14 protein-coding genes and 1 pseudogene are annotated in these 23,584 nt (G+C 64.7%); 9 read left to right on the top strand and 6 right to left on the bottom strand.

Annotated features, from left to right (window positions below; genetic code table 11):
• Positions 1-681: 681 nt before the first annotated feature.
• The 3 genes from dsbG to dsbD are packed head-to-tail and all read right to left on the bottom strand — an operon-like array spanning position 682 to position 3,993.
• Positions 682-1,440: a thiol:disulfide interchange protein DsbG gene (gene dsbG / locus PMI38_RS18435; RefSeq protein WP_008097056.1), complete on the bottom strand. Its 759-nt coding sequence runs from the start codon at positions 1,438-1,440 to the stop codon at positions 682-684.
• A 1-nt stretch (position 1,441) separates the two neighbouring features.
• Positions 1,442-2,278 carry a TlpA family protein disulfide reductase gene (locus tag PMI38_RS18430; RefSeq protein WP_008097055.1) on the bottom strand — a complete coding sequence of 279 codons (837 nt, stop codon included), beginning with the start codon at positions 2,276-2,278 and terminating at the stop codon, positions 1,442-1,444.
• Positions 2,278-3,993: a protein-disulfide reductase DsbD gene (gene dsbD / locus PMI38_RS18425; protein ID WP_008097054.1), complete on the bottom strand. Its 1,716-nt coding sequence runs from the start codon at positions 3,991-3,993 to the stop codon at positions 2,278-2,280. The genes PMI38_RS18430 and dsbD overlap by 1 nt, the downstream gene beginning before the upstream one ends.
• Before the next feature lie 266 nt (positions 3,994-4,259).
• Between dsbD and PMI38_RS18420 the strand changes: the two genes are divergently transcribed.
• From PMI38_RS18420 to PMI38_RS18400, 5 genes are read left to right on the top strand one after another with little or no spacing between them, the layout of a single operon-like run.
• Positions 4,260-7,091 (top strand): xanthine dehydrogenase family protein molybdopterin-binding subunit, encoded by a 2,832-nt coding sequence (locus PMI38_RS18420; RefSeq protein ID WP_008097053.1) that lies wholly within the window; start codon positions 4,260-4,262, stop codon positions 7,089-7,091.
• A complete protein-coding gene (locus PMI38_RS18415; RefSeq protein ID WP_008097052.1) occupies positions 7,084-7,620 on the top strand; it encodes a (2Fe-2S)-binding protein in 537 nt (178 codons plus the stop codon). Before PMI38_RS18420 ends, PMI38_RS18415 begins: the two co-directional genes overlap by 8 nt.
• A 2-nt stretch (positions 7,621-7,622) precedes the next feature.
• Positions 7,623-8,834: a cytochrome c gene (locus tag PMI38_RS18410; RefSeq protein ID WP_008097051.1), complete on the top strand. Its 1,212-nt coding sequence runs from the start codon at positions 7,623-7,625 to the stop codon at positions 8,832-8,834.
• A 3-nt stretch (positions 8,835-8,837) separates the two neighbouring features.
• On the top strand, positions 8,838-9,809 hold the full coding sequence (locus PMI38_RS18405) for an XdhC family protein (RefSeq protein WP_008097049.1): 972 nt from the start codon (positions 8,838-8,840) through the stop codon (positions 9,807-9,809).
• Positions 9,806-10,372, top strand: coding sequence for a nucleotidyltransferase family protein (locus PMI38_RS18400; protein ID WP_008097047.1), 567 nt, complete (start codon positions 9,806-9,808; stop codon positions 10,370-10,372). The genes PMI38_RS18405 and PMI38_RS18400 overlap by 4 nt, the downstream gene beginning before the upstream one ends.
• Before the next feature lie 15 nt (positions 10,373-10,387).
• Here the strand turns inward: PMI38_RS18400 and PMI38_RS18395 are convergent, their stop codons facing one another.
• The 3 genes and pseudogenes from PMI38_RS18395 to PMI38_RS18385 form a co-directional block, all read right to left on the bottom strand.
• Positions 10,388-11,008, bottom strand: coding sequence for a GAD-like domain-containing protein (locus PMI38_RS18395; RefSeq protein WP_008097045.1), 621 nt, complete (start codon positions 11,006-11,008; stop codon positions 10,388-10,390).
• 49 nt (positions 11,009-11,057) lie between these two features.
• On the bottom strand, positions 11,058-11,681 hold the full coding sequence (locus PMI38_RS18390) for a GAD-like domain-containing protein (protein ID WP_008097036.1): 624 nt from the start codon (positions 11,679-11,681) through the stop codon (positions 11,058-11,060).
• A gap of 15 nt (positions 11,682-11,696) precedes the next feature.
• A pseudogene (locus tag PMI38_RS18385) lies at positions 11,697-13,032 on the bottom strand (DUF6861 domain-containing protein).
• Positions 13,033-13,282: 250 nt separating this feature from the next.
• Between PMI38_RS18385 and PMI38_RS18380 the strand changes: the two are divergent.
• The 4 genes from PMI38_RS18380 to PMI38_RS18365 all read left to right on the top strand — a co-directional run.
• The gene (locus PMI38_RS18380) at positions 13,283-13,966 is read left to right on the top strand and encodes a response regulator (RefSeq protein ID WP_008097034.1); all 684 of its coding nucleotides are present in this window, start codon (positions 13,283-13,285) and stop codon (positions 13,964-13,966) included.
• Positions 13,963-15,282 (top strand): ATP-binding protein, encoded by a 1,320-nt coding sequence (locus PMI38_RS18375; protein ID WP_008097033.1) that lies wholly within the window; start codon positions 13,963-13,965, stop codon positions 15,280-15,282. Before PMI38_RS18380 ends, PMI38_RS18375 begins: the two co-directional genes overlap by 4 nt.
• 360 nt (positions 15,283-15,642) lie before the next feature.
• On the top strand, positions 15,643-17,034 hold the full coding sequence (locus PMI38_RS18370; RefSeq protein WP_008097032.1) for an aspartate aminotransferase family protein: 1,392 nt from the start codon (positions 15,643-15,645) through the stop codon (positions 17,032-17,034).
• Positions 17,035-17,231: 197 nt separating this feature from the next.
• Positions 17,232-23,584 (top strand): non-ribosomal peptide synthetase (locus tag PMI38_RS18365; RefSeq protein ID WP_008097031.1); only part of this gene is annotated, 6,353 nt, incomplete at its 3' end.

Raw genomic sequence — 23,584 nt, 5'->3', positions numbered from 1 at the left:
CAAGGCTGACAACCATGGCCTATCAGACATAGGTACGTTGCAACAAATGTAGGAGCGAGCTTGCTCGCGATGCGCCGCGCGGGCGGCGCTCGATTTGCGCCGCACTACAAAACTCAAGACTTGCACCCTCAGGCTCTACGGGTTCTCGAGTCGTTGTGGTGGTCATTGGTTCGATGTGGAAGTTGAGTATTTCGTAGTTATAAGTTCTTAAGCATTTCATCTCGACACCTTCGCAGTGGTGCGGGCGCCCCGAGAGTCTTACGGGGCGCCGGCTCTTCAATTGTTTGCATTGGTGTGATTTGAAATTGATTTTTCATAGGTGACTCCTGGTTTTTGTTTTATGCGTCGCTGATGGATGCAGTAGGAGATTTAATGCGGGTTAGAAGGCGTGTCAACTATGTTGTGTTTAAATAAGAAGTTGTTGCGTAGGCAAGTTCTGTAGGAGTGCTTTCGTAGGGTTATAGATTTTTTTCGCTACTTTGGGTTGTGCGAAAGAATTTTCTTTTTATTGAGTCGGAAGCGTCCGAATTCTAAATTCTTATATCCAATAAAAACTGCTTCAAAACATGTAAAAGCAATCGCCGGCAAGCCGGCTCCCACATGGACAGCGCTGGCTTCAAACCGTGCGCCATACCTGTGGGAGCCGGCTTGCCGGCGGGGCCGGTGCAGACTACCGAAACCTCAACGCTTGCCGAGAATCTGCCCCAGCAGCTCCGGCCTTGGCGCCCCTTGCTGGCTCTGCAGGTTCCCCTGCTCATCCTGATAGAAAATCGCCGGCGTCGCCTGCAACCCCATCTCATCCATCAACGCCAGATTGGCCTCAAGCTTCTTCTGCACCGCCTCTGGCACCTTGTCCAACGCCTTCAGCGTGCTCGCCCTGCCAGCCTTCTCATGCTGCTGCAGCGCCTTGGCCGGGTCTTTTGCGGCCAGCAGCGCCGCCGACTTGCCCGGGCTGTCCTCGCGAATGATGCCAACCATGATATGCCGCAGTTGCACCTTGCCCGACTCCACCCACGGCCGCGCCTGCTGCCAGAACATGTTGCAGTACTGGCAGTTCGGGTCACTGAACAGGTACACCTTGCGCGGTGCATCGGCCTTGCCATCGGCGATCCAGCTGGTGTTCTCCAGCTTCGCCCAGATGGCCTTGGACATCGGCCCGTACACCAGCTTTTCCAGCGGCTCGGCACTCATGTCGTTGCCCTGCTCGTCGAACAGGCTACCGACCAGCACATGCTTGCCATCCGGCGTGAGGTAGAAGGCGATGCCGTTGTTCTGGTACTCGGCGGCGTAGCCGCGCAGGCCGTCGGGCGCATCGAAGCTGCCCTTGATCACGGCACCTTTGGCTTGCAGTTGCTGGATCGCCTTCGGCAGTTCTTCGGCTTGCGCCAGTGGGGCGGCCAGCAGGGCCAGGGAGAGGGGCAGCAGTGCAGTCAATCGCATGTCAATTTCCTTGTGCGGCAGGGGCGGGCGCGGCGGCCCGTTGGAAGGGTTCCAGGGCGTGACGCAGGCTGGCCCGGGACAGCTCGCCGAGGTGGCTGCCGATCAGGCGGCCGTCGGCGTCGTAGAACAAGGTGGTCGGCAACGCCATCGAGCCGACCCGCTGGGCCAGCACGCCAGTGCCATCGAACAGCACATGGGTCAGGCTCAGGCCGGTGGTGGCGAGGAAGGTGCTGACGTTCTCCGGCGTTTCGCCCTGGTTGACGAACAGGAAGGTCACGTGGGGGTATTCGCCCTGGGCCTGCTGCAACACCGGCATCTCGCGCCGGCACGGCGGGCACCAGGTGGCCCAGATATTGATCACCAGCGGCTTGCCGCGGTAGCTGTGCAGGGCCACCGACTGGCCACCGGCATTGCGCAGGCTCAGCTCGGGCAGCTCGGTGCCCTTGCTGTACAGGTGGCCGCCCAGGCTGGCCAGGCCCCAGAACAGCGCGCCACTGAACAACGCCCAGCCCAATGGTCGACGCAGCCCGGGATGGCGCCAGCCTTGCCAGAGGGCGGCGAGGACGATGCCGACCAGCCCTGACCAGAACAGGAAACCGCCATCGCGGATATCGATCACCTGCAGCAGGTCGTCGCGGTACATCGGCCAGTAGGCCACGACGAAGCCCAGGCGGGCGCACAGCAGGCCGATCAGGAACAGGTTGAACAGCGCCGACTCCGGGCTTTCACCGCCACGCCGGGCGGCCCACCATCCGACCAGGCTGGCCACGCCCAGGGCGGCGAGCATCAACAGGTGGTTGAGGGCCATGGTCAATGGCCCCAGCGTGACGGTCAGCATCAGCCTTGGCTCCTGGTCTGGGTCCAGTGTTGCAGGAACGCGGCGGCGTCCACTTCACCGGTGATGCGCCGCGCACGGCGTTCCTCGCCTTCCGGGCCGAGCCAGATGATGCTCGGCGGGCCGGGTACCTGGTAGCGTTGCAGCAGCTCGCGGCTGGCCGGCGCGTCGGCGGTCACGTCCAGGCGCAACAGGTGCACGTCGGCCAGGCTGGCCTGCACCTCGTTGCGGGCGAACACCTGCTTTTCCATGACCTTGCACGACACGCACCAGTCGGCATAGTAGTCCAGCATCACCCACTGGCCGCGGGCCTTGGCGGCGTCCAGCTCGCGTTGCAGGTCTTGCGGGCTGCTGACCGTGACGAATGCGTCTTCGCCGTGCTGCGCGGCAGCCGGCGCGGCGCCGCTGCCAGCGAATGGCCGCAACGGCTGCCACAGGTCATCGCCACCGGCTGCGGCGCCGACCAGCAGCAAGCCACCCCACAGTGCACCCAGCAGCGGCACCGCGCGCAGCGCAGGCAAACGCTGCAGGGCAGGCCAGGAGGCCCAGCCCAGGGCGATCATCCAGGCGCCGCTCAAGGCCAGCAGCAGCGGTGCGCTCAGCAGGCCGCGCACGGTGTACAGGGCCATGGCCAGGAACACGAAGCCGAACACCCCTTTGACACGGTTCATCCAGGCGCCAGGGCGCGGCAGGTAACGGTTGCCCAGGGTCACCAGCAACAGCAGCGGCACGCCCATGCCCAGGCCCAGGCTGAACAGCACCAACCCACCCTGCAGCACATCACCGCTCTGGGCGATATACAGCAGCGCACCGGCCAGCGGCGCGGTCATGCACGGACCCATCAGCAACCCGGACAACGCGCCCAGCAACGCGGCGCCAAACAGGTTGCCGCCCTGAGTGCCTTGCCCGGCACGGTCCAGGCGGTCGCGCAAGGCGGCAGGCAGTTGCAGCTCGAAAGCGCCGAACATCGGCAAGGCCAGCAGCACGAACAATGCCGCCAGGCTCCCCAGCAGCCAGGGTTGTTGCAGCCAGGCCTGAAGGCTCGCGCCCAGCAGGGCGGCGACCACGCCCAGTGCCGCGTACACCAGTGCCATGCTCAAGACGTAGACGCCCGCCAGCACCCAGCCACGCCGCGCGCTGGCGCCGTTGCCCAGGACGATGCCGGCGAGGATCGGCAGCATCGGCAGCGAGCAGGGGGTGAACGCCAGCAGCAGGCCAAGGCCGAAGAACGCCAGCAGGCTCCAGGCCAGGCTGGCGCTCTGCAGGCCGCTGGCCAGGGCCTGGTCGCTGGCCTGGTCGGCGACTGGCGCGACCTTGCCGCCCAGCTCGATCACGGTGGTCTGCGGCGGATAGCACAGGCCCGCGTCGGCGCAACCCTGCCAACCCAGGCGCAGCTGGCCCTGGGCGTTGGCCGGCAGCAGCAGTTCGAGCTGGTCACGGTACACCGCGCTGTCGCCGAAGTACTCGTCGTGGTGGTTGAGGGCTGGCGGCAGTTGCGGCTGCTGGTCGGCGGGCAGGCCGTCGAACTTAAGGCGCTTCTGGTACAGGTAGTACCCCTGCTTGATCTGGAAGAACAGGCGCATCTGGCCGTCGGCCTGGCGGTCGTGGGTCAGCACGAAGGCCTGGTCCACCGGCAGGAAGTCGGGTTTGACGTCGAAGGGGTTGGCTTGCAGTGGGCCGGCCAGCAGCAATGTCAGGAAGAGTAGAAGGACGCGCATGTCTTCGCCTTGGCAGTACGTGAAGTGGGGCCATGCTGGCGTGGGTCGATTAACCCAAGGTTAACCCGCTTCCTGCAAATGGCTGCGGCCGATTCAGACATACCGCGACATACTGTCCGCTTGACTTTGCCAAAGCGGCTTTTTCCTGATATAAAACTGACTTTATAGTCAGCTTTCAGGCTTTTCCCCCCTCCCGATTTTCCCTGCATCTAGAATCAAGAAATCAAAAGATGGGCAGACCTCTATTTCTGCCCAGAGGATCCAGCATGTCCAACCGTGATATATCCCGGCGCTCCTTCCTGCAAGGTGGGTTGATCGCCGGTGTCGGCGTGACCATGGCGCCGCTTGGCAGCCAGGCATTTGCCGCCCTGATGGAAGACCGTGTCACCACCTCGCCGCAGAAGTGGATGAACCACGACGGCAAGGCGCGTTTCCGTAACGACGCCTTGTCCAAGGTGTGTGGCAACAAGGTCTTCGCCCGCGACATCCGCGCCAAGGACATGCCCGGCTGGCCCGCCCAGCAAGGCCACGCGATGTTGCTCAAGATCACCAAGGCCGACCGCATCTACGCCGGCTACGACCTCGACTGGCTGGGCGCCGACCTGCAGCCGGACCGCATCGTCACGGCCGCCGACCTGCAAAAGGATGGCATCGCCTGGCCTGAAGCCCACTCGCCCGACCCGCTGCTGCCCCCGGGCAAGGTGCCGATGTTCATCGGCCACCCGGTGGCGATCCTGATCTGGCACGACTTCGAGCGCTACCGCCAGGCCAAGCGCCAGCTGCAGTTCAACGACAAGGCGATCCGCTACGGCGCCCAGGCACCGCTGTACCAGCGCGACCCCTATGGCAGCTTCCGCTTCGTGCGTGTCGGCGGCGCCACGCCGTTCGATGACGACGAGTTCTCCAGCCTGAAGAACTCCATGCTGTTCCCGACCATCCTCAACCGCAAACCGGTGTGGTCGAAGGAGCCCAACCAGCATGGCGACCTGACCGAGCAGGGCCTGTTCTATGCCAAGCGCATGGGCGAGCAGCTCGACAACCCGCCGCAGGACTGGCTGGTGTTCGACGAGCGCTACAAGACCCCGTCCATCGAGCCGGCGGCGCTGGAGCCGGACAACGGCAACGGCTGGTACGACCCGACCAGCGGTACGCTGCACTTCGTGGTCGCTACCCAGTGCCCGTTCGAAGCGGCGCAGGAATGCGTGCACATGATCAAGCCGTCGCGCTTCGGCCTGCAGCACCTGAACATGCACCCTGGCTACACCGTGGGTTACGGCTCCAAGGACAACAACATCTTCGTGTTCTACGCCGCGGTTGCCGCGCTGTATGGCGCCGGTGTGCCGATTCGCCTGGCCAACGACCGCTACGAGCAGTTCCAGAGCGGCATCAAGCGCCACGCCTTCGACATCCGCTACCAACTGGCCGTGGACAAGAAGGACAACACCTTCAAGATCTTCCGCGCCGACATGAGCTGTGACGGCGGTGGCCGGATCAACTACAGCCCGTCGGTGGCTGCGGTCGGTGCAACGGCTGCGCAGTCGATCTACTACATGCCGCAGAACGACCTGTCCGTCACCGCCTACCACTCGCGTGGCGTCGAGGCCGGCTCCATGCGCGGCTACGGCACCCTGCAGAGCATGGCTGCCACCGAGATGATGGTCGACGAGATCGCCGACCGCCTGGGCGTCGATGCCATCGAACTGCGACGTGCCAACGCGCTGAAGTCGGGCATGAAGAACACCCAGGGCGCGGTACCGGCCGGCGCCTTGCGCCTGTACGAGATCCTCGACAAGGCTGCCGCCCACGAGTGGTGGCGCAACCGCGCCGCGCGCAAGCAGGCGATGGACGCCAAGGACCCGGATCACTGGTACGGCGTAGGTTTTGCCATCACCCAGAAAGACTTCGGCACCGGCGCCGAAGCGCCGATGGCCAGCATCGAATTCACCCAGGATGGCCGCATCAGCCTGCGCCATATCGGCACCGAGCTGGGCACCGGCATGTCCACTTCCCAGGCCCTGGTGGTCAGCGACTTCCTTGGCCGCTCGGCCGATGAGGTCAAAACCGCCGTCACCGAATGGCCGGAACTGCAACTGAGCACCAGCGGCAACCCGTACCTGATCAGCCAGGCCGAACAGGACGCCGCGCTGCGCAACCCGCGCTGGGTCGCCAAGCTGGCCTCGCCATCGTCGGCGACCAACTCGGCCTTCTACTTCAGCCACGCCACCCGCGAAGCGGCGCGCGTGCTGTTCAACCACGGCCTCTGGCCTGCCGCCATGGCGCTGTGGAGCAAGGGCCCGTTCGGTGGCCAGGCCAACCCGCTGGTGGTGCGCCGCGAGAACGCGGTGTGGGTCAACGGTGAGCTGACCGGCAACGGCCTGTCGCCTATCCCGTTCGCCGAATTGGCGAAGAAAGCCCACGAAATGGGCCTGGTGACCGGCGTCAGCGTGCACGGTTTCAACCGCTGGAGCTGGGCCGAGGCCGACTTCGTCATCGATGGTGTGCGCGAGCGCTTCCCGCTCGATGCCATGGCGGTGAAATATGGCGACGGCGCGCCCAACGCCAAGAAAGCCCAGATGAACAGCGACGGCTACCACCTGCTCGATCGGCAGAATCCTGGCTACCCGGCGACCCAGCTGAACAACGCCATGGTCACCTACTACAGCCCGGTGGCGACCATCGTCGAAGTGAAAGTCAACAAAGGCACCCGTGAAGTGCAGGTGCTCAACCACCACAGCTGGGTCGAGTGTGGCCGCGTGCTGGTGCCGGAACTGGTCAAGGGCCAGCTCGAAGGCGGTATTGCCATGGGTATCGGCCATGCGCTGACCGAAGAGATGCCCCTGCATGAAGGTGGCCCAGGGGAGGGCGACTGGAACTTCAACCGGTATCGCTTACCGTTCGCCAAGGATGTGGCGGTCTGGCAGCAGACGTCCGAAATCCTGCCGCCGCTGTCGCCGACCGACCCGTCCAAAGGCATCGCCGAGGTGGTGATGATCCCGGTGGTCGGTGCCATCGGCAACGCCGTGGCCCATGCCATTGGCAAACGTGTACGCGATCTTCCGATTACTCCAGCCCGTATCAAGGAGGCCCTCAATGGCTAACCGTTCGCTTCAACTGACCCTCAACGGTCAACCGGTCGGCCCGGTCGAGGTCCCCGATGACCTGTCGATGAACGACTACCTGCACGAACACCAGAACCTCACCGGTTCCCGCCTGGGCTGCGGCCAGGGCATCTGCCACGCCTGCGTGGTGATCGTCGACAACCCCGACGGCACCAGCGAAGAAGTGCGCACCTGCATCACCGGCGTCCATTACTTCGCCGGCAAGAAAGTGCGCACCATCGAAGGCCACGCCAAGCAGGACGAGGCCGGCAACATGACGCTGAACCCGATCCAGCAGAAGTTCGTCGACCTGTTCGCCTTCCAGTGCAGCTACTGCGCACCGGGCTTCGTCAACGCCGCCACCGTGCTGGTGGAAAAGGCCCAGCGCCAGCCCCTGAAGAAAAGCGAAGTGGAAGACAGCATCGAGGCAAGCCTGGGTCACCACATCTGCCGTTGTACCGGTTACGTGCGTTACTACGACGCCACGCGCACGGTGCTCAATGATCTTGGCCTGGTCAAGGAGGGTTGAGCATGGGCTTCGTTCGTTCCGGCCTGGCGCTGGCGCTTGGTCTTGCCGTCTCGCTGGCTGCCCAGGCGTCCGATGACGCGCAGGTCAAACGTGGTCAATACCTGGCCCGCGCCGCCGACTGCATGGCGTGCCACACCGCCGAGGGCGGCGCACCGTTTGCCGGTGGCCTGCCGATCCATTCGCCGTTCGGCACCATCTACGGCAGCAACATCACCCCGGACAAGCAGTACGGCATCGGCAACTACAGCGCCGACGAATTCTTTGCGGCCGTCACCGAAGGCAAGCGCAAGGATGGCGCCAACCTGTACCCGGCCATGCCGTACACCTCGTACCACCTGATCAGCCGGGAAGACTCCGACGCGATCCTGGCGTACCTGATGACCATCCCGCCGATCAACCGCCCGGCGCCGGAGACCAAGCTGAGCTTCCCGTTCAACGTGCGCACGGGCCTGTCCGGCTGGAACATGCTCTACGGCAAGAGCGTCCAGCTGCAGCCCACCGAGGGCAAGAGCCCGGCCTGGCAGCGCGGCCAGTACATGGTCGAAGTCATGGGCCACTGCGGCGAATGCCACACCCCGCGCAACCCGATCGGTGCGCTGCAACAGGACAAGCGCCTGACCGGCGGCCTGCTCAATGGCTACCTGGCGCCGAGCCTGCTGGCCCAGGACCTGGCCGACCGAGGCTGGACCCAGCCGGACCTGACCACCTTCCTCAAGCACGGCATCAGTGCCCAGGGCAGCATGTTCAACGAGATGTTCCCGGTGGTGCACCTCAGTACCCAGCACCTGGAGGACGCTGACCTGGCGGCCATGGCTACCTACCTGCTGGGCGACCAGCCGCCGGCGGCCAAAGTCATCAAGGAAGTGCCGTTGGAGCAGCTGACCGACAGCGCCAAGCGCGGCCGCCAGCAGTACCTCAACGTCTGCGCCGGTTGCCACGGCGTCGACGGCGAGGGCAAGCCGCACATCGCGGTGGCCATGCAGGGCAACACCGTGCTGCGCCAGGGCGACTCGCGCAACCTGGTCAAGGCCATTGTTGACGGCATCCGTGAGCAGCAGTTCACTGGCTTCGAGCGCATGCAGCCGATGCCAGGCTTTGCCGACAAGCTCGATGACCAGCAGCTGACGGACATGGTCAACTACCTGCGCCAGGCCTGGGGTGGATTGCCCGGTGACCTGAGCGTGCAGCAGCTCGCCGAGCTGAAGGCGGAGTAAACGGTGCAGCATCTCGATCTACAGGTCATACGCCAGGCGTTGCAGTGGTCCTGCAACGGCCAGCGGGTCTGGTTGTGCACGGTGCTTGCCACCTACGGCTCGGCGCCCCGCGCGCCGGGCTCGCTGCTGGCGGTGAACGACAGCGGGCAGTGGGTTGGCTCGCTGTCGGGCGGCTGCGTGGAAGATGATTTTCTCGAGCGCGTGGCCTTGGGCGAGTTTCCCGAGCCGGTGGCCATCGTGCGCTATGGCGACGGCAGCGACCGGCGCTCGAACATTCGCCTGCCGTGTGGCGGGGTGCTCGAGGTGCTGGTGGAGAACCTGTCGGCGGATTGCGAGGTGCAGGCGCATTTGCGTGCGCTGGAAAGCGCCTTGCAGGGCCAGCGTCGCTTGCTGCGCGAGGTGAGTTTGCCGCAAGGCGATCGCCGGCTCAGCGATGACACGGCCCAAGGGCCACGGGTCGTGCGTGAAGCCAGCCGTGTGTACTTGCGGATCGGTGCTGCCCAGCGTCTGCTGCTGGCGGGGTATTCCAGCGTCGCCCATTACTGCGCCGAGTTCGGCAAGGGCATGGGCTTCGAGGTCATCCTGTGCGAGCCGCGCGAAGAGGTGCTCGACGGCGTGGTGCTGAACGGCATCGAAGTACGCCGGGAGCTGCCCTCGGAGTTCATCGCCAATGGCGGTTGCCATGCCGACACGGCAGTGGTGGCGCTGACCCATGACCCGAAGATCGACGATCTGGCCATGCTCGAAGCGGTGCGCACCGAAGCGTTCTACATCGGTGTGATGGGTTCCCGGGCTACCTCCGACAAACGTCGCGAACGCCTGCACCGGATTGGCGGCCTGGGCGCCGACGAGTTGGCCCGCATCCATGCACCCATCGGCCTGAACCTGGGCAGCAAGACACCGGCGGAGATCGCCCTGGCGGTGCTCGCCGATATCCTGCGCCAGCGCAACGGCATCGAGCGGGCAGCGCTGTGAGTGTGGTGGCGCTGGTGCTGGCGGCCGGCAGCAGCGTGCGCTTCGGCGGCGACAAGCGCCGGGCCATGCTGGACGACGGGCGCAGCTTGCTGGTGCATAGCGTCGAACGAGCCTGCTCGGTGTTCAGCGATGTGCGCGTGGTACTGCGTGCTGGCGAGCGGGCGGAGGATCTCGGGTTGCCGGGTGAATGCCGGATCATTGCCAGCCCGGATGCCGGGTTGGGGATGGGGCATAGCCTGGCGGCTGGGGCTGCTTCGCTGGTCGACAGTGATGCACAGGCGGTGGCGATTCTGTTGGGCGACATGCCTTGGATAGCGCCGGCCACTTTTGACCAGCTGGTATCGGCTGCATGTGCATCCACCATCGTCTTGCCACAGCATGAGGGGCAGCAGGGGCATCCAGTGGTGTTCGGGCGCGATTTCTGGTCGGCGCTTTCACGCCTCACGGGTGATGAAGGGGCAAGGTCGGTAGTTAAGGTGCACCCGGCGAGTTGCATCAGGCTTGAAGTGCAGGACGCCGGGATATTGCAGGATGTGGATCGGCCTGAAGCGGTTTACCGCTGAGCGCGTTCGTTCTGCCTATTCATTTTCTTCTTCCTCATCATCGAGTTCATACGGCTCAAGCTCAGCCATCTGCGAGAGCAGAATCAAATGCACTTCGGCATCAAGTCGCTGAAGACGATCCAGCGTGGCAGAGCCTCCCAGCACCAGGGCAGGCACGAAACCGTACATCTCGTTGGCTTCCAAATCGCCCAATGTTTCCCGGGCCTCGTCGAAAAGACCCAGACCGATGTTTTCGGTCATGGCCCACATGAGCAGGCTCTGGATCTTGTTGTCCCGTTCTTCGCTGTTGGCGCTTGGGGCGCTCAAGAAGTACCGGGAATGGTAGGCCGCAATGGTCAGCATCGAGCCGGTGTTTTCACCCCAAAGGTACAACTCGCCGAAAGCGCTGCGGGCGATGAGGTGATAGGTATCGTGGGTGGTGCCGCCGAGCCAGGAATCGACTACGGATTCGTATTCACCTGGGTTGACCAGCCAGAAAAGGCCGCCGCCGTAGCCGCACCAGCCGTGTTCTTTCCAGTAGTCGAGGAGTTGGTTGGGGAGTTTGTCTTTGTAATGTTCGAGGGCGGACTCCGGAACGGGTTGGTGGCCGATGGGGTTGCCGAAGGTTTCGAGGAAGATGGAGAAGACTACGTTCATTGGTTAATTCCTTTTTAGTTGTTGTGTATATGTCAAAAAAGCAGCGGCACTAGGCCGGTCTGGCGGAGAAGGGGTAGGGTTCAAGGTCTGTCAGCTGTGCCAAGAAGACCAAATGCTCAACGGCGCTGACCTTTTTGAGGTGTTCCAGAGAGTCAGAACCACCTAGCATGAGGGCCGGGAAAAAGCCGTACATCTCGTCATGGTTGAGATTGCCAAGCTTTTCTCGTGCGGATTCGAATAAGTCGTTAAAATCGTTCGAGTCGACTTTTCTTGATAGTATGAAGCCTTGAATTTCGGTGTTGAGCTGTTCCTTTGTGAAGTGCTTATTGTGAAATACGAATCGGGAGGCAACGCTTGTTATCTTCAAGGAGAAACCCGTATTTTCACCCCACAGGTACAGGTCTCCGAAAGCACTTCGTGCAATCAAGTGGTAGGTGTCGTGCGAACTGAGATTGGTATTTTCTAGCCAGTATGAAACCACAGCATCGTATTCTTGTGGATTGACCAGCCAGAATATGCCATTTCCATAGCCAGCCCACCCATGCTCTGACCAATACTCCAATAGTTTGGGAGGGAGCTTATCTTTGTACCGCTCAATTGTTAAGGTGGGTACTTCTCGGTGGTCGATCGCTGGGCCAAAATTTTCAATGAATCTAGAAAATATCTTGTCCATTTCAGGTTCCTGGTTTTAGCATTTATGAAGTTTGACATTCATGCGTGTTGAGTTTCTGAGGTGCGGCGGCACCCTTTCAGCAGCTTTTTTCAGTTCCGGTATCTTGGTTTTCCATTGAGCGCCAATGATTGAATTAATTTGGCGGTCTCCAAAGTCGGATATCATGTCTTTACCACCGGCTACGAGGTCCGGGTTGTGTAATGCTGCTATGACTGACATGTGGTTTTTGGTTTTTTCGATCGCTACAATCTGTGCCTCAAATGGATCCATGATTTTCAGTAGCTCAGATTCTATATCCTCCTGAAATGAGTCTTGGTAATCTTTTCTCGCCTTTGTGGCTAATCCTTTATTCCGTTGTTCAGGGTTTTCGATTCTTTCCAGAAATTTTTCGACAGTCATCCAGTTCAGCCCATCCTCCTGGCCATTCAGCTGTCGTTTGAATTCGCATATGTTGTTTTCCGGCACTTTATCAGCTTTGAAGCATTCGACATTATGTAATGCCATTGTGCCGGGATGGGGCTTTGTCGCCTCCTTCTTGGATTGATTCGTTGGACCTTGGTCATGTGAATCAGATGCCCCATTACGCCGCTCCGGCACCTGCAAATCCGACCGCTTCTTCAACCCCTCTTCATGCTTGAGCATCCATTGCCCCAGCCGTGCCCCCTTGCTGCTAGCCGCCATCTCCTGCGCCAGCACCCGGGCATCGCCGCGCCCGCGGGTGAGGTACGAAACGATCGCCCCCAACAACAGCACCACGACTTCCACATGACCCAACGCAATGTGGTGGGCAGCACTGGAAATCGCATGCGGATCGTCCCGCCCGAACGGGTTGAATCCCTCGTCGCGCGTGCCTTCCCAGGCAATGCGGATGCCATCGAGGTAGTACTCGCCGATGCGGGGCAGGCCTTCGATGAAGAACTCGGCAAATGGAGGCAAGTCCCAGTACCCCCAGTATCCAGCCACTGACCTTGAGCCCCATCGCCGCCCCTGCAGCCCCGAGGGGGAAGGCGCCAGCGCCACCGCCAAAGGCGCCAATGCCCGCGCCCAGCAAGCCACCGGTGATGGCGCTGCCGGCGACGATCATCGCCATCTGCTTCACAACGTCGATCAGCTCATCGACGATGCTGTTGATGTCGAGCTCGGCAAAGCGTTGCCGCAGCAGGTGCGCCGCTTGCCATTCGGCGTGGATAAAGGCTTTGCGCACGCTGTCCACGCGGCGCAGGGTGAGGGCCAGTGAGGCAACCGGTTCGTTGTTGTAGGTTCGAAAATGGGCGCCTCCCTGATAGCCCATGTGATCGGTAACGCGTGATTCGATCTCGAGCCACGAGGGCACGAGGTAATCCAGATACATGTGGTGTCTCCCTGACATCGCGTACAGGGGGAAATCTCACCACATATGAATCAAAGAAATTTCCCTAAAGCATGTATGAAATTTCCCAAAGTTCGCCGAAACACGCTGAAACGCTTCGATCCTGAGGTGATGCCTTTTCAGTCAATGCCCAGGGCGAAGATCTCACACCAACCGGTGAACAAGGCCCATAATCCCCAGTTAATCCATCCATAGTGCAATGCCACCCACACCATTCCGGGAGCTCTTGACCATGCACGTTCTGCTCTGCGAGGACGACGACCTGATCGCCAGCGGCATCTGCGCCGGCCTCACCGCCCAGGGCCTGACCGTCGACCGCGTGGCCAACGCCGGCGCTGCCCGGGCCATGCTCCAGGCGGCGCAGTTCGATGTGATGATCCTCGACCTCGGCTTGCCCGACGAAGACGGCCTCAAGCTGCTGCGCCGCCTGCGCCAGCAGGGCATCGACCTGCCGGTGCTGGTGCTCACCGCCCGCGATGCGGTGACCGACCGGGTCGACGGCCTGCAGGCCGGCGCCGACGACTACCTGCTCAAACCCTTCGACCTGCGCGAGCTGGCCGCGCGCCTGCACACCCTGCTGCGGCGGGTCGCCGGGCGGGCGGTGAACGTGATCGAGCACGGCCCGCTGCGCTATGACCCCAGCAGCTGCGAAGCGACCTTGGCCGGCCAGTCGGTCGACCTGTCGCGGCGCGAGCAGGCCTTGCTCCAGGCCCTGCTGCAGAACCCTGGCCGGGTGCTGTCCAGCGAGCAGCTCAAGGACTGCGTGTATGGCTTCAGCGACGAAGTCGAGAGCAATGCCCTGAACGTCCACATCCACCACCTGCGCCGCAAGCTCGGCAACAGCATCGTCGAGACCGTGCGTGGCCTGGGCTACCGACTGGGGCCGGCGCAGGCGCCGGAGGAAAGCGCATCATGAGCCTGCGGGTACGCCTGAGCCTGATCCTGGGCAGCGCCTTCATCATCATCTGGGTGCTGGCCGCCGCCTGGATGCTGCGCGACCTGCGCCAGCAGATGATGTTCTCCCTCGACCAGCGCCTGGTGGCCTCGGCGCGGATGGTCGCCGGGCTGATCGACCAGTTGCCGCCGCTGACCGCCAAGGGCGAGGAAGCGCATTTCTCGGCCGACCAGTTCAGCGTGCCCGATGGCATGGCCTGCCAGGTCACCTCGCTGCGCGGCGAGATCCTGGCCAGCAACCACAAGCATGACGGCGCCATGGACGACCAGCAGAGCGGCTTCCGCGACCAGACCATCGACGGCGCGCTGTGGCGCACCTTCACCTACAACCACGGCGATGTGCGCATCACCACCGCCGACCGCCACATGGAGCGCGAGGCGCTCAACCAGTCCATTCTGCTGGCGGCCTCGGCGCCGGTGCTGATGGCCTTGCTGGGCAGCCTGGGGCTGGTGTGGATTGGCCTGGGCAAAGGCCTGGAGCCGCTCAACCGCATGCGCGATGCCCTGCGACGACGGCGGGCCGACAGTGTCGAGCCCCTGCAGGTGTCCGGCCTGCCGAGTGAACTGCAGCCCTTGCTCGAAACCCAGAACCAGCTGTTCCTGCGCATCGGCCAGGCGTTGGAGCGCGAGCGGCGCCTGACCGACGATGCCGCGCACGAACTGCGCAGCCCGCTGACGGCGATCAAGACCCACCTGCAGGTGGCCCGCATGACCGACGGCGCGGTGCGCGAGCAGGCGCTGGAGCACGCCGAGCAGGGCGCCGACCGCATGCACCGGACCCTTGAGCAGTTGCTGATGCTGGCGCGGGTCGAAGGCAGCCTGTCGTTCGAAGACGGTGTGCAGTGCAGCGCCGAGCAGGTTGCGCGGCAGGCGGTGCAGGATGCCGGAGGCGGCGACAACCGGCGCATCGTGCTGCGCTTGCCGGAAGAGGCCACGCAGATCTACCTGGGCATGCCCGCACCGCTGGCGGTGGCGGCCTTGCGCAACCTGCTGGACAACGCCCTGCGCCATGGCGGTGACAGAGAGGTGGAGCTGGAGGTGCAGATGGCGGCGGGGCAGGTGGGCTTCATGGTTCGTGATCATGGACCGGGGATTGCCGAAGGTGATCTGCAGCACCTGACCGAGCGATTCTGGCGCCATGGGCAGAGTGGCGGGTGCGGGTTGGGGTTGGCGATTGTGCAGGCGATTGTGCAGCGCTGTGCGGGCAGCCTGAAGTTCGACAGCCGCAGTGATGGGTTGCGGGTGTTGTTGCAGGTGCCGGCGCGGTCGGGTCACTGATCTCTACTGTCTGTGCCGGCCTCTTCGCGGGACAAGCCCGCTCCCACAGAGTCTCTGCTCAATCGGATAGAGCAGAGTGCCCGCTCCCACAGGTCTGCTTAATCCGATACAGCAGAGTACCTGTGGGAGCGGGCTTGTCCCGCGAAGAGGCCATCAGCCGTAAGATATTTTTGAACTTGAAAGCGCTGCTGAAGTTTCGCTGATGTCGAGATGGCCAAGAACAGGTTGCATTGACCTCTAGGGCGATAGGGCCCGCACGAACCCCAAAAAATCCCACCGCAAGCGTTAAATCCTCCCCCCACCCAAGCGTTTCCCAAGCGACCACTACCCGCACATTCGCTTGCTTGCGAGGATTCACCCATGTCGATCGCTTCCAGCCTTGCCCAGGCCCTGCCGGCCAGCGCGCCGCAACCGCTGTACGAGTTCACCGACTCGCCATTGCTGCAACGCCAGCAACAACAGGAATCCAACGCCCGCAGCTACCCCCGGCGCATCCCGCTGGCGCTCAAGCGTGCCCGTGGCATCCATGTCGAGGACGTCGAGGGTCGCCAGTTCATCGACTGCCTGGCCGGCGCCGGCACCCTGGCCCTGGGCCACAACCACCCGGTGGTGATCGAGGCGATCCAGCGCGTGCTGGCCGACGAATTGCCCCTGCATACCCTGGACCTGACCACGCCGGTAAAAGACCGCTTCGTCCAGGACCTGTTCGGCGTGCTGCCCGAGGCGCTGCGCCGTGAGGCCAAGATTCAGTTCTGCGGCCCGACCGGCACCGATGCCGTGGAAGCGGCGCTCAAGCTGGTGCGCAGCGCCACCGGGCGCAGCACCGTGCTGGCCTTCCAGGGCGCCTACCACGGCATGAGCCAGGGCGCGCTGAGCTTGATGGGCAGCCACGGTCCCAAGCAGCCGTTGGGCGCGTTGCTCGGCAATGGCGTGCAGTTCATGCCGTACCCCTACGATTACCGTTGCCCGTTCGGCCTGGGCGGCGAAGCCGGGGTCAAGGCCAGCCTGCATTACCTGGAAAACCTGCTGCTCGACCCGGAAAGCGGGGTGCCGCTGCCGGCGGCCGTCATCCTCGAAGTGGTGCAGGGCGAGGGCGGTGTGATTCCCGCCGACATCGCCTGGCTGCAAGGCGTGCGGCGCATCACCGAACAGGCCGGTGTGGCGCTGATCGTCGACGAGATCCAGAGCGGCTTTGCCCGCACCGGGCGGATGTTCGCCTTCGAGCACGCCGGCATCGTGCCGGACGTGGTCACCTTGTCCAAGGCCATTGGTGGCAGCCTGCCGCTGGCGGTGGTGGTCTACCGCGACTGGCTCGACACCTGGAAGCCGGGCGCCCACGCCGGCACCTTCCGTGGCAACCAGATGGCCATGGCCGCAGGCTCCGCGGTGATCAACTACCTGGTCGAGCATCGCCTGGCGGAGCACGCCGAAGCCATGGGCCAGCGTCTGCGCGGGCACCTGCTGAACGTGCAACGCCAGTACCCGCAGCTCGGCGACATCCGTGGCCGCGGCCTGATGCTGGGGGTGGAACTGGTCGACCCGCACGGCCCGCTCGATGCACTGGGGCACCCGCCGGCCAACCGCGAGCTGGCGCCGAAGGTGCAGCGCGAATGCCTCAAGCGCGGCCTCATTCTCGAGCTGGGCGGCCGACACGGCGCGGTGGTGCGCTTCCTGCCGCCGCTGATCATCACCGCACCACAGGTCGATGAAGTGGCGCAGCGCTTCGCCGAGGCGCTGGCTGCTGCAATCTGATCCCTCGGGGCCGCGTCGCGGCCCTCTCTGAAGCCTTCCTTGCAGAGGCGGCACGCGTGCCGCCTCTCGTCCCTGCGCGGCCGTCCGCTCACCGCGATCCCCCCATCCGCCAGCGTTAATTTTTTCCAGGTTGTATCCGTTTCGTAGGGATAGCCGGGCACTGCCCGTGGTACCTCACTCGTACGGAAAGCAAGCCGATGAATCCCGAAAAGTCCCTGCAACTGGCCCGCCGTTTCATTGAATTGCCGCTGGACAAGCGCCGCCTGTTCCTTGAGACCCTGGCCCGCGAGGGCATCGACTTTTCCCAGTTCCCGATCCCCGCCGATGTAGCGGCCGAAGACCGCCTGGCGCCGTCCTACGCCCAGCAGCGCATGTGGGTGCTGTGGCAGCTGGACCCGCAAGGCGGCGCGTACAACCTGCCGGGCGCGGTGCGGCTCAAGGGCGCGCTCGACGAGACGGCCCTGCAGCAAGCATTCGAATGCCTGCTCGAACGCCACCAGAGCCTGGCCTGCGTGTTCCAGCAGCAGGCCGACGAGCGCCTGCACCAGATACATCGCCCGGCGCCGCCGCAGATCCAGCACCTGGACCTGCGCACGCTGAGCGAAGCGGCCCGCGAGGCACGGGTACAGGCCGAGGTCGAAGCCGAGTCGCTGTGCCCGTTCGACCTGGAACACGGCCCGCTGCTGCGCATTCGCCTGTTGCAACTGGCCGAGCAGGAGCACGTGCTGCTGCTCACGCTGCACCACATCGTTTCCGATGGCTGGTCGATGAATGTGCTGATCGACGAATTCAGCCGTTGCTACGACGCCTTCGCCGCCGGGACGCAGCCGCAGTTGCCGGCCTTGCCGATCCAGTACGTCGACTACGCCCTGTGGCAGCGCCGCTGGCTCGAAGCCGGCGAACTGGAGCGCCAGCTGGCCTACTGGCAGGCCACCCTGGGCGACGAGCAGCCGGTGCTGGAGCTGCCGCTGGACCGCCCACGGCCGGCCAGCCCGAGCTTCAGCGGCGAGCGCCTGGAGCTGCAGCTGGACAGCGAGCTGGCCCAGCAACTGCGCAGTTTCGCCGCGCGCCACAACCTGACCCTGTTCATGCTCCTGCTTGGCGCCTTCGGGCTGTTGCTGCAGCGCTATACCGGCCAGTCCGACCTGCGCATCGGCAGCCCGGTGGCCAACCGCAACCGCGCCGATATCGAAGGGCTGATCGGCCTGTTCGTCAACACCCAGGTGCTGCGCCTGCAGCCCGATGCCCAACGTGATGCACTGAGCTATCTGCAGGCCGTGCGGCAGACCGTACTGGGCGCCCAGGCCCACCAGGACCTGCCATTCGAACGCCTGGTCGATGCCTTGAAGGTCGAGCGCAACCTCAGCCACGCGCCGCTGTTCCAGGTGATGTACAACCACCAGCCTCAGGTGGCCGATCTTTCAGCGGTGACCCTGGCCTCGGGCCTGGAGCTGTCGGCACTGGCGTGGCGCAGCCGCACCACCCAGTTCGACCTGAGCCTGGACACCTATGAGCAGGGCGGTGTGCTGCGCGCGGCCTTCACCTACGCGGTCGATCTGTTCGATGCGGCCACTGTCGAGCGCATGGCCGAGCACTGGTTCACCTTGCTCCGCGAGCTGGTGGCGGACGCGGCGCGGCCGCTGTGGCAACTGCCCATGCTCGACCCGGCAAGCCTTCACACCCAGCTTCATGAATGGAATGCCACCGCCACTGGCTACCCGTTGCACCGGGGCGTGCACCAGATGTTCGAAGCCCAGGCGCAGCGCACCCCGCAAGCCCCGGCGCTGCGCTTTGGCGACAGCACCTTGAGCTACGCCGAGCTGGATGAGCGCGCCAATCGCCTGGCCCATTACCTGCGTGGCCAGGGCGTGACCACCGACACCCTGGTCGGCGTCTCGGCCCAGCGCAGTGTCGAGATGGTCGTCGCCTTGCTGGCGATTCTCAAGGCCGGTGGCGCCTACGTGCCGCTGGACCCGGAGTACCCGGAGGAGCGCCTGGCCTACATGATCGAGGACAGCGGCATTCGCCTGCTGCTGACCCAGCAGGCGCTGCTCGGTAGCCTGCCGCTGCCGGCCGGCGTGCAGTGCGTGGCACTCGACAGCCTGGCGCTCGACGATCAGCCCGCGAGTTCGCCCGCACTGGCGCTGGAGCCTGCGCAACTGGCCTATGTCATCTACACCTCTGGCTCCACCGGCCGCCCCAAGGGCGCCGGCAACAGCCACCAGGCACTGACCAACCGCCTGTGCTGGATGCAACAGGCCTACGGCCTGGATGCCAGCGACACGGTGCTGCAAAAGACCCCGTTCAGCTTCGATGTGTCGGTGTGGGAATTCTTCTGGCCGCTGATGACCGGCGCCTGCCTGGCCGTGGCGGCACCCGGCGAGCACCGCGACCCGCAGCGGTTGATCGCCCGCATCCAGCGCCATGGCGTCACCACCTTGCACTTCGTGCCGTCGATGTTGCAGGCCTTCATCCACGAACCCGGTGTCGAAGCCTGCCGCACACTGACGCGCATCGTCTGCAGCGGCGAAGCGCTGCCGGTGGATGCCCAGCGCCAGGTGTTTGCCCGGCTGCCGGGTGCTGGCTTGTTCAACCTGTATGGCCCCACCGAGGCCGCCATTGATGTGACCCACTGGACCTGTGTGGAGGAAGGCAAGGACAGCGTGCCGATCGGCCAGCCGATCGCCAACATCCGCACCTATGTGCTCGACGCCGGGCTGCAGCCGGTCGCCCCGGGCGTGTCCGGGGAGCTGTACCTGGGCGGCATAGGCCTGGCCCGCGGCTACCATCGCCGGCCAGGGCTGACGGCCGAGCGCTTCGTCGCCGACCCGTTCGGCGAAGGTGGCCGCCTGTACCGCACCGGCGACCGCGTGCGCCAGCGCGCCGACGGCGTCATCGAATACCTCGGCCGCTTCGACCATCAGGTGAAGATTCGCGGCCTGCGTATCGAGCTGGGCGAGATCGAGGCGCGCCTGGCCGAACATGAATGCGTGCGCGAGTGCGTGGTGCTGGCCCTCGATGGCCGGCAACTGGTGGCCTACCTGGTGCTCAACGCCCAGCCCGAAGGCTGGCAGGCTTCGCTCAAGGACTGGCTGCTGCAGACCCTGCCCGAGTTCATGGTGCCCAGCCACCTGATGGCCCTCGACAGCCTGCCGCTGACCCCCAACGGCAAGCTCGACCGCAAGGCCTTGCCGCAGCCCGAGGCGACGGCGCAGTCTGCCTACATGGCCCCGGAAAGCGACGCCGAGCGCCAGCTGGCGCAGATCTGGAGCGAGGTATTGGGCGTGGCCCAGGTGGGGCTGGACGACAACTTCTTCACCTTGGGCGGCGACTCGATCATCGCCATCCAGGTGGTCAGCCGCGCCCGCCAGGCCGGCCTGGCGCTCAACCCGCGTGACCTGTTCCAGCACCAGACCTTGCGCTCCCTGGCGCAGGCCGCCGGCAGCGTGAGCAGTGTGCAGATTGACCAGCGTCCAGCCGAAGGGCCGGCAATGCTGACCCCTGTACAACAGCAGTTCTTCGAAACACCCATGCCGCAGCGTCAGCACTGGAACCAGGCCTTGCTGCTGGTGCCGCGCCAGCCATTGCAAGCCGAGCAACTGGAGCAAGCCCTGGCGCAGGTGGTGGCGCAACACGACGCACTGCGCCTGCGCTTCACCCAGCTCGATGGTCAATGGCAGCAGGCCCATGCGCCACAGGCCGCGCCAGTGCTGTGGCAGCGCCAGGCCGCCAGCGACGAAGCGCTCGCCGCCGTGTGCGATGAAGCCCAGCGCAGCCTCAGCCTCGACCAAGGTCCTTTGCTGGCGGCGGTACTGGTGGCCATGGCGGATGGCAGCCAGCGGCTGTTGCTGGTGATCCACCATCTGGTGGTCGATGGCGTGTCCTGGCGCATCCTGCTCGAAGACTTGCATCAGGCTTGCCTGGGCCAGCCGCTGCCGGCCAGAACCAGCAGCTATCAGACCTGGGCCGGGCGCCTGGACGGGCATGCCGAGGCGTGCATGACCCAGCTCGAACACTGGCAGGCAGTCGGCGCGCAGCAGTCCCATGAGTTGCCGCGTGACCGCGCCGTGGCAACCACCCGCGTGGCCGATGAACGCAAGGTGAAGGTCAGCTTCCCGCCGGCCCTTACCCAGGCCCTGTTGCAGCAGGCGCCCAGCGCCTACCGCACCCAGGTCAACGACCTGCTGCTGGCGGCCCTGGCCCGTGCCCTGTGCGACTGGAGCGGCCAGCGCCAGGTGCTGGTGCAGCTCGAAGGGCATGGCCGCGAAGCGTTGTTCGAAGACATCGACCTGACCCGCACTGTGGGCTGGTTCACCAGCATGTACCCGGTCGCCCTGCGTCCGGAAACCGAGCCCGGCGCCTGCATCTCAGCAATCAAGGAACAGTTGCGCGCCGTGCCGGCCCGTGGCCTGGGCTATGGCGTTCTGCGCTACCTGGGCCCTGCAGCTGTGCGCGAGCAACTGGCGCGCCTGCCGCAACCGCGGGTCACCTTCAACTACCTGGGCCAGTTCGACAGTCAGTTCGACGCCGGCGCGCTGTGGCAGCCTGACCCGCAAGGTGCCGGCCAGGGCCAGGACGACGACGCGCCGCTGGCCAACTGGCTGAGCGTGGAAGGGCAGGTCTACCAGGGCGAGCTGGGCATCAGCTTCGGCTTCAGCCAGGCCATGTACGACACCACTACCATCGAGTCCCTGGCCGCGCATTTCGCCCACCAGTTGCGAACGCTGGTCGAACACTGCGTGCAACCGGGCGTGGCCAGCGCCACGCCGTCGGACTTCCCGTTGAGCGGCCTGGACAGCACCGGTTTGGCCGCACTGGACCTGAACCTGGGCGAAGTCGAGGACATCCTGCCGCTGTCGCCGCTGCAGCAGGGGCTGCTGTTCCACTGCCTGCATGTGGCCGAGGCCGGCGACTACATCAACCAGCTGCGGCTGGACATCGACGGGCTGGAGCCGCAGCGCTTCATGGCTGCCTGGCAGGCCGCGCTGGATGCCCACCCGGGCCTGCGTGCCAGCTTCCACTGGCCGGCCGGTGCGCAGCAGCCGCTGCAAGTGATTCACCGTCACCTGCAGTTGCCGTTCACCCAGCACGATTGGCGCGACGATTCGCCCCACGAGGCGCGCCTGCAGAACTTGGCCGAGCAGCAACGCCTGGCGCTGTCCGCGACCGACCAGGCGCCATTGCTCGGCATTGCCCTGGTACGGTTGGGCGAGCAACGCTGGCACCTGATCTACACCCATCACCATTTGCTGCTCGACGGCTGGAGCCATGCGCAACTGCTCGCCGAGGTGATGCAGCGCTATCGCGGCCAGCTGCCGCGTCAGGCGGTGGCCCACCCACGCACTTACCTGGCCTGGTTGCAGGCCCGTGATCAGCAGCAGGACCAACAGTTCTGGCAAAACCAACTGCAAGGTCTGCAGGCGCCTTCGCTGCTCGCCCGCCAACGCCGCAGCGTCGAGTCGGCCGGGCAGGGGCTGTGGCAACAGCGTTTGAGCGCCGAGGCATCGGCACAGATCAAGGCCTCGGCGCGGACACGCAAGGTCACGATCAATACCTTGGTTCAGGCCGCGTGGCTGTTGCTGCTGCAGCGTCACTGCCGGCAGGACGTGGTGTGCCTGGGCGCCTCGGTGGCGGGGCGGCCTGCGCAACTGCCGGGCATCGAGGCGCAGCTGGGGCTGTTCATCAACACCGTGCCGGTGGTTGCCGCGCCGCGTCCGGAACAGCACCTGGACGACTGGCTGGCGCAGTTGCAGGCCAGCAACCTGGCCATCCGCGAGCACGAGTACACCCCGCTGGCCGACATCCAGCGCTGGGCCGGCAGGGCCGGCGAGGCGCTGTTCGATACCTTGCTGGCGTTCGAGAACTACCCGGTGGCCGAGGTGCTGCAGGCCGCTGGCGACGGCCCGCGCTTCGGCGTGCCGGAGAGCCACGAGCAACCTCACTATGCGCTGACCTTGTCGGTGGGCATGGGCGATGCCCTGCAGGTCGACTACCGGTTCCGCCACGACGCCTTCGCGCCGGCCGACGTGCAGCGCCTGGCTGTGCAGTTCGGTCATCTGCTGCAAGCCATCGCCACGCCGGGCAACCCGTGCCTCGGTGAACTGGGCTTGCTCGATGCCGGCGCGCGGCTGCGCTGCCAACAGCAGTGGCAGGCCGCAGAAGCCCCTGTGGCAACGCTGGCCGTGCACCAGCAGATCGAGGCCCAGGCGGCGCGCAACCCTCGGGCCACAGCGCTGATCGCCGAGGACGGCACGCTGGATTATGGCCAGCTCAATGGCCTGGCCAATGCCTGGGCGCAGCAACTGATCGCCCGGGGTGTCGGGCCGGATGACCTGGTGGGGCTGTGCAGCGAGCGCGGCCTGGCCATGGTCGTCGGCTTGCTGGCGATCCTCAAGGCCGGCGCCGGTTACGTACCACTGGACCCGCAGTACCCACGCCAACGCCTGCAGGACATCCTCGACGACAGCGCGGTGAAACTCGTACTGGCTACCCGTGCCGCCGCCCAGCCGCTGCAACTGACCGCTGCCGACTGGCTGTGGCTGGACCAGCC

Source organism: Pseudomonas sp. GM84 (genome assembly GCF_000282535.1).
Lineage (GTDB): Bacteria > Pseudomonadota > Gammaproteobacteria > Pseudomonadales > Pseudomonadaceae > Aquipseudomonas.
The sequence above is the reverse complement of the archived record's forward strand: the minus strand, read 5'-3'. Positions and strand labels throughout refer to the sequence as shown.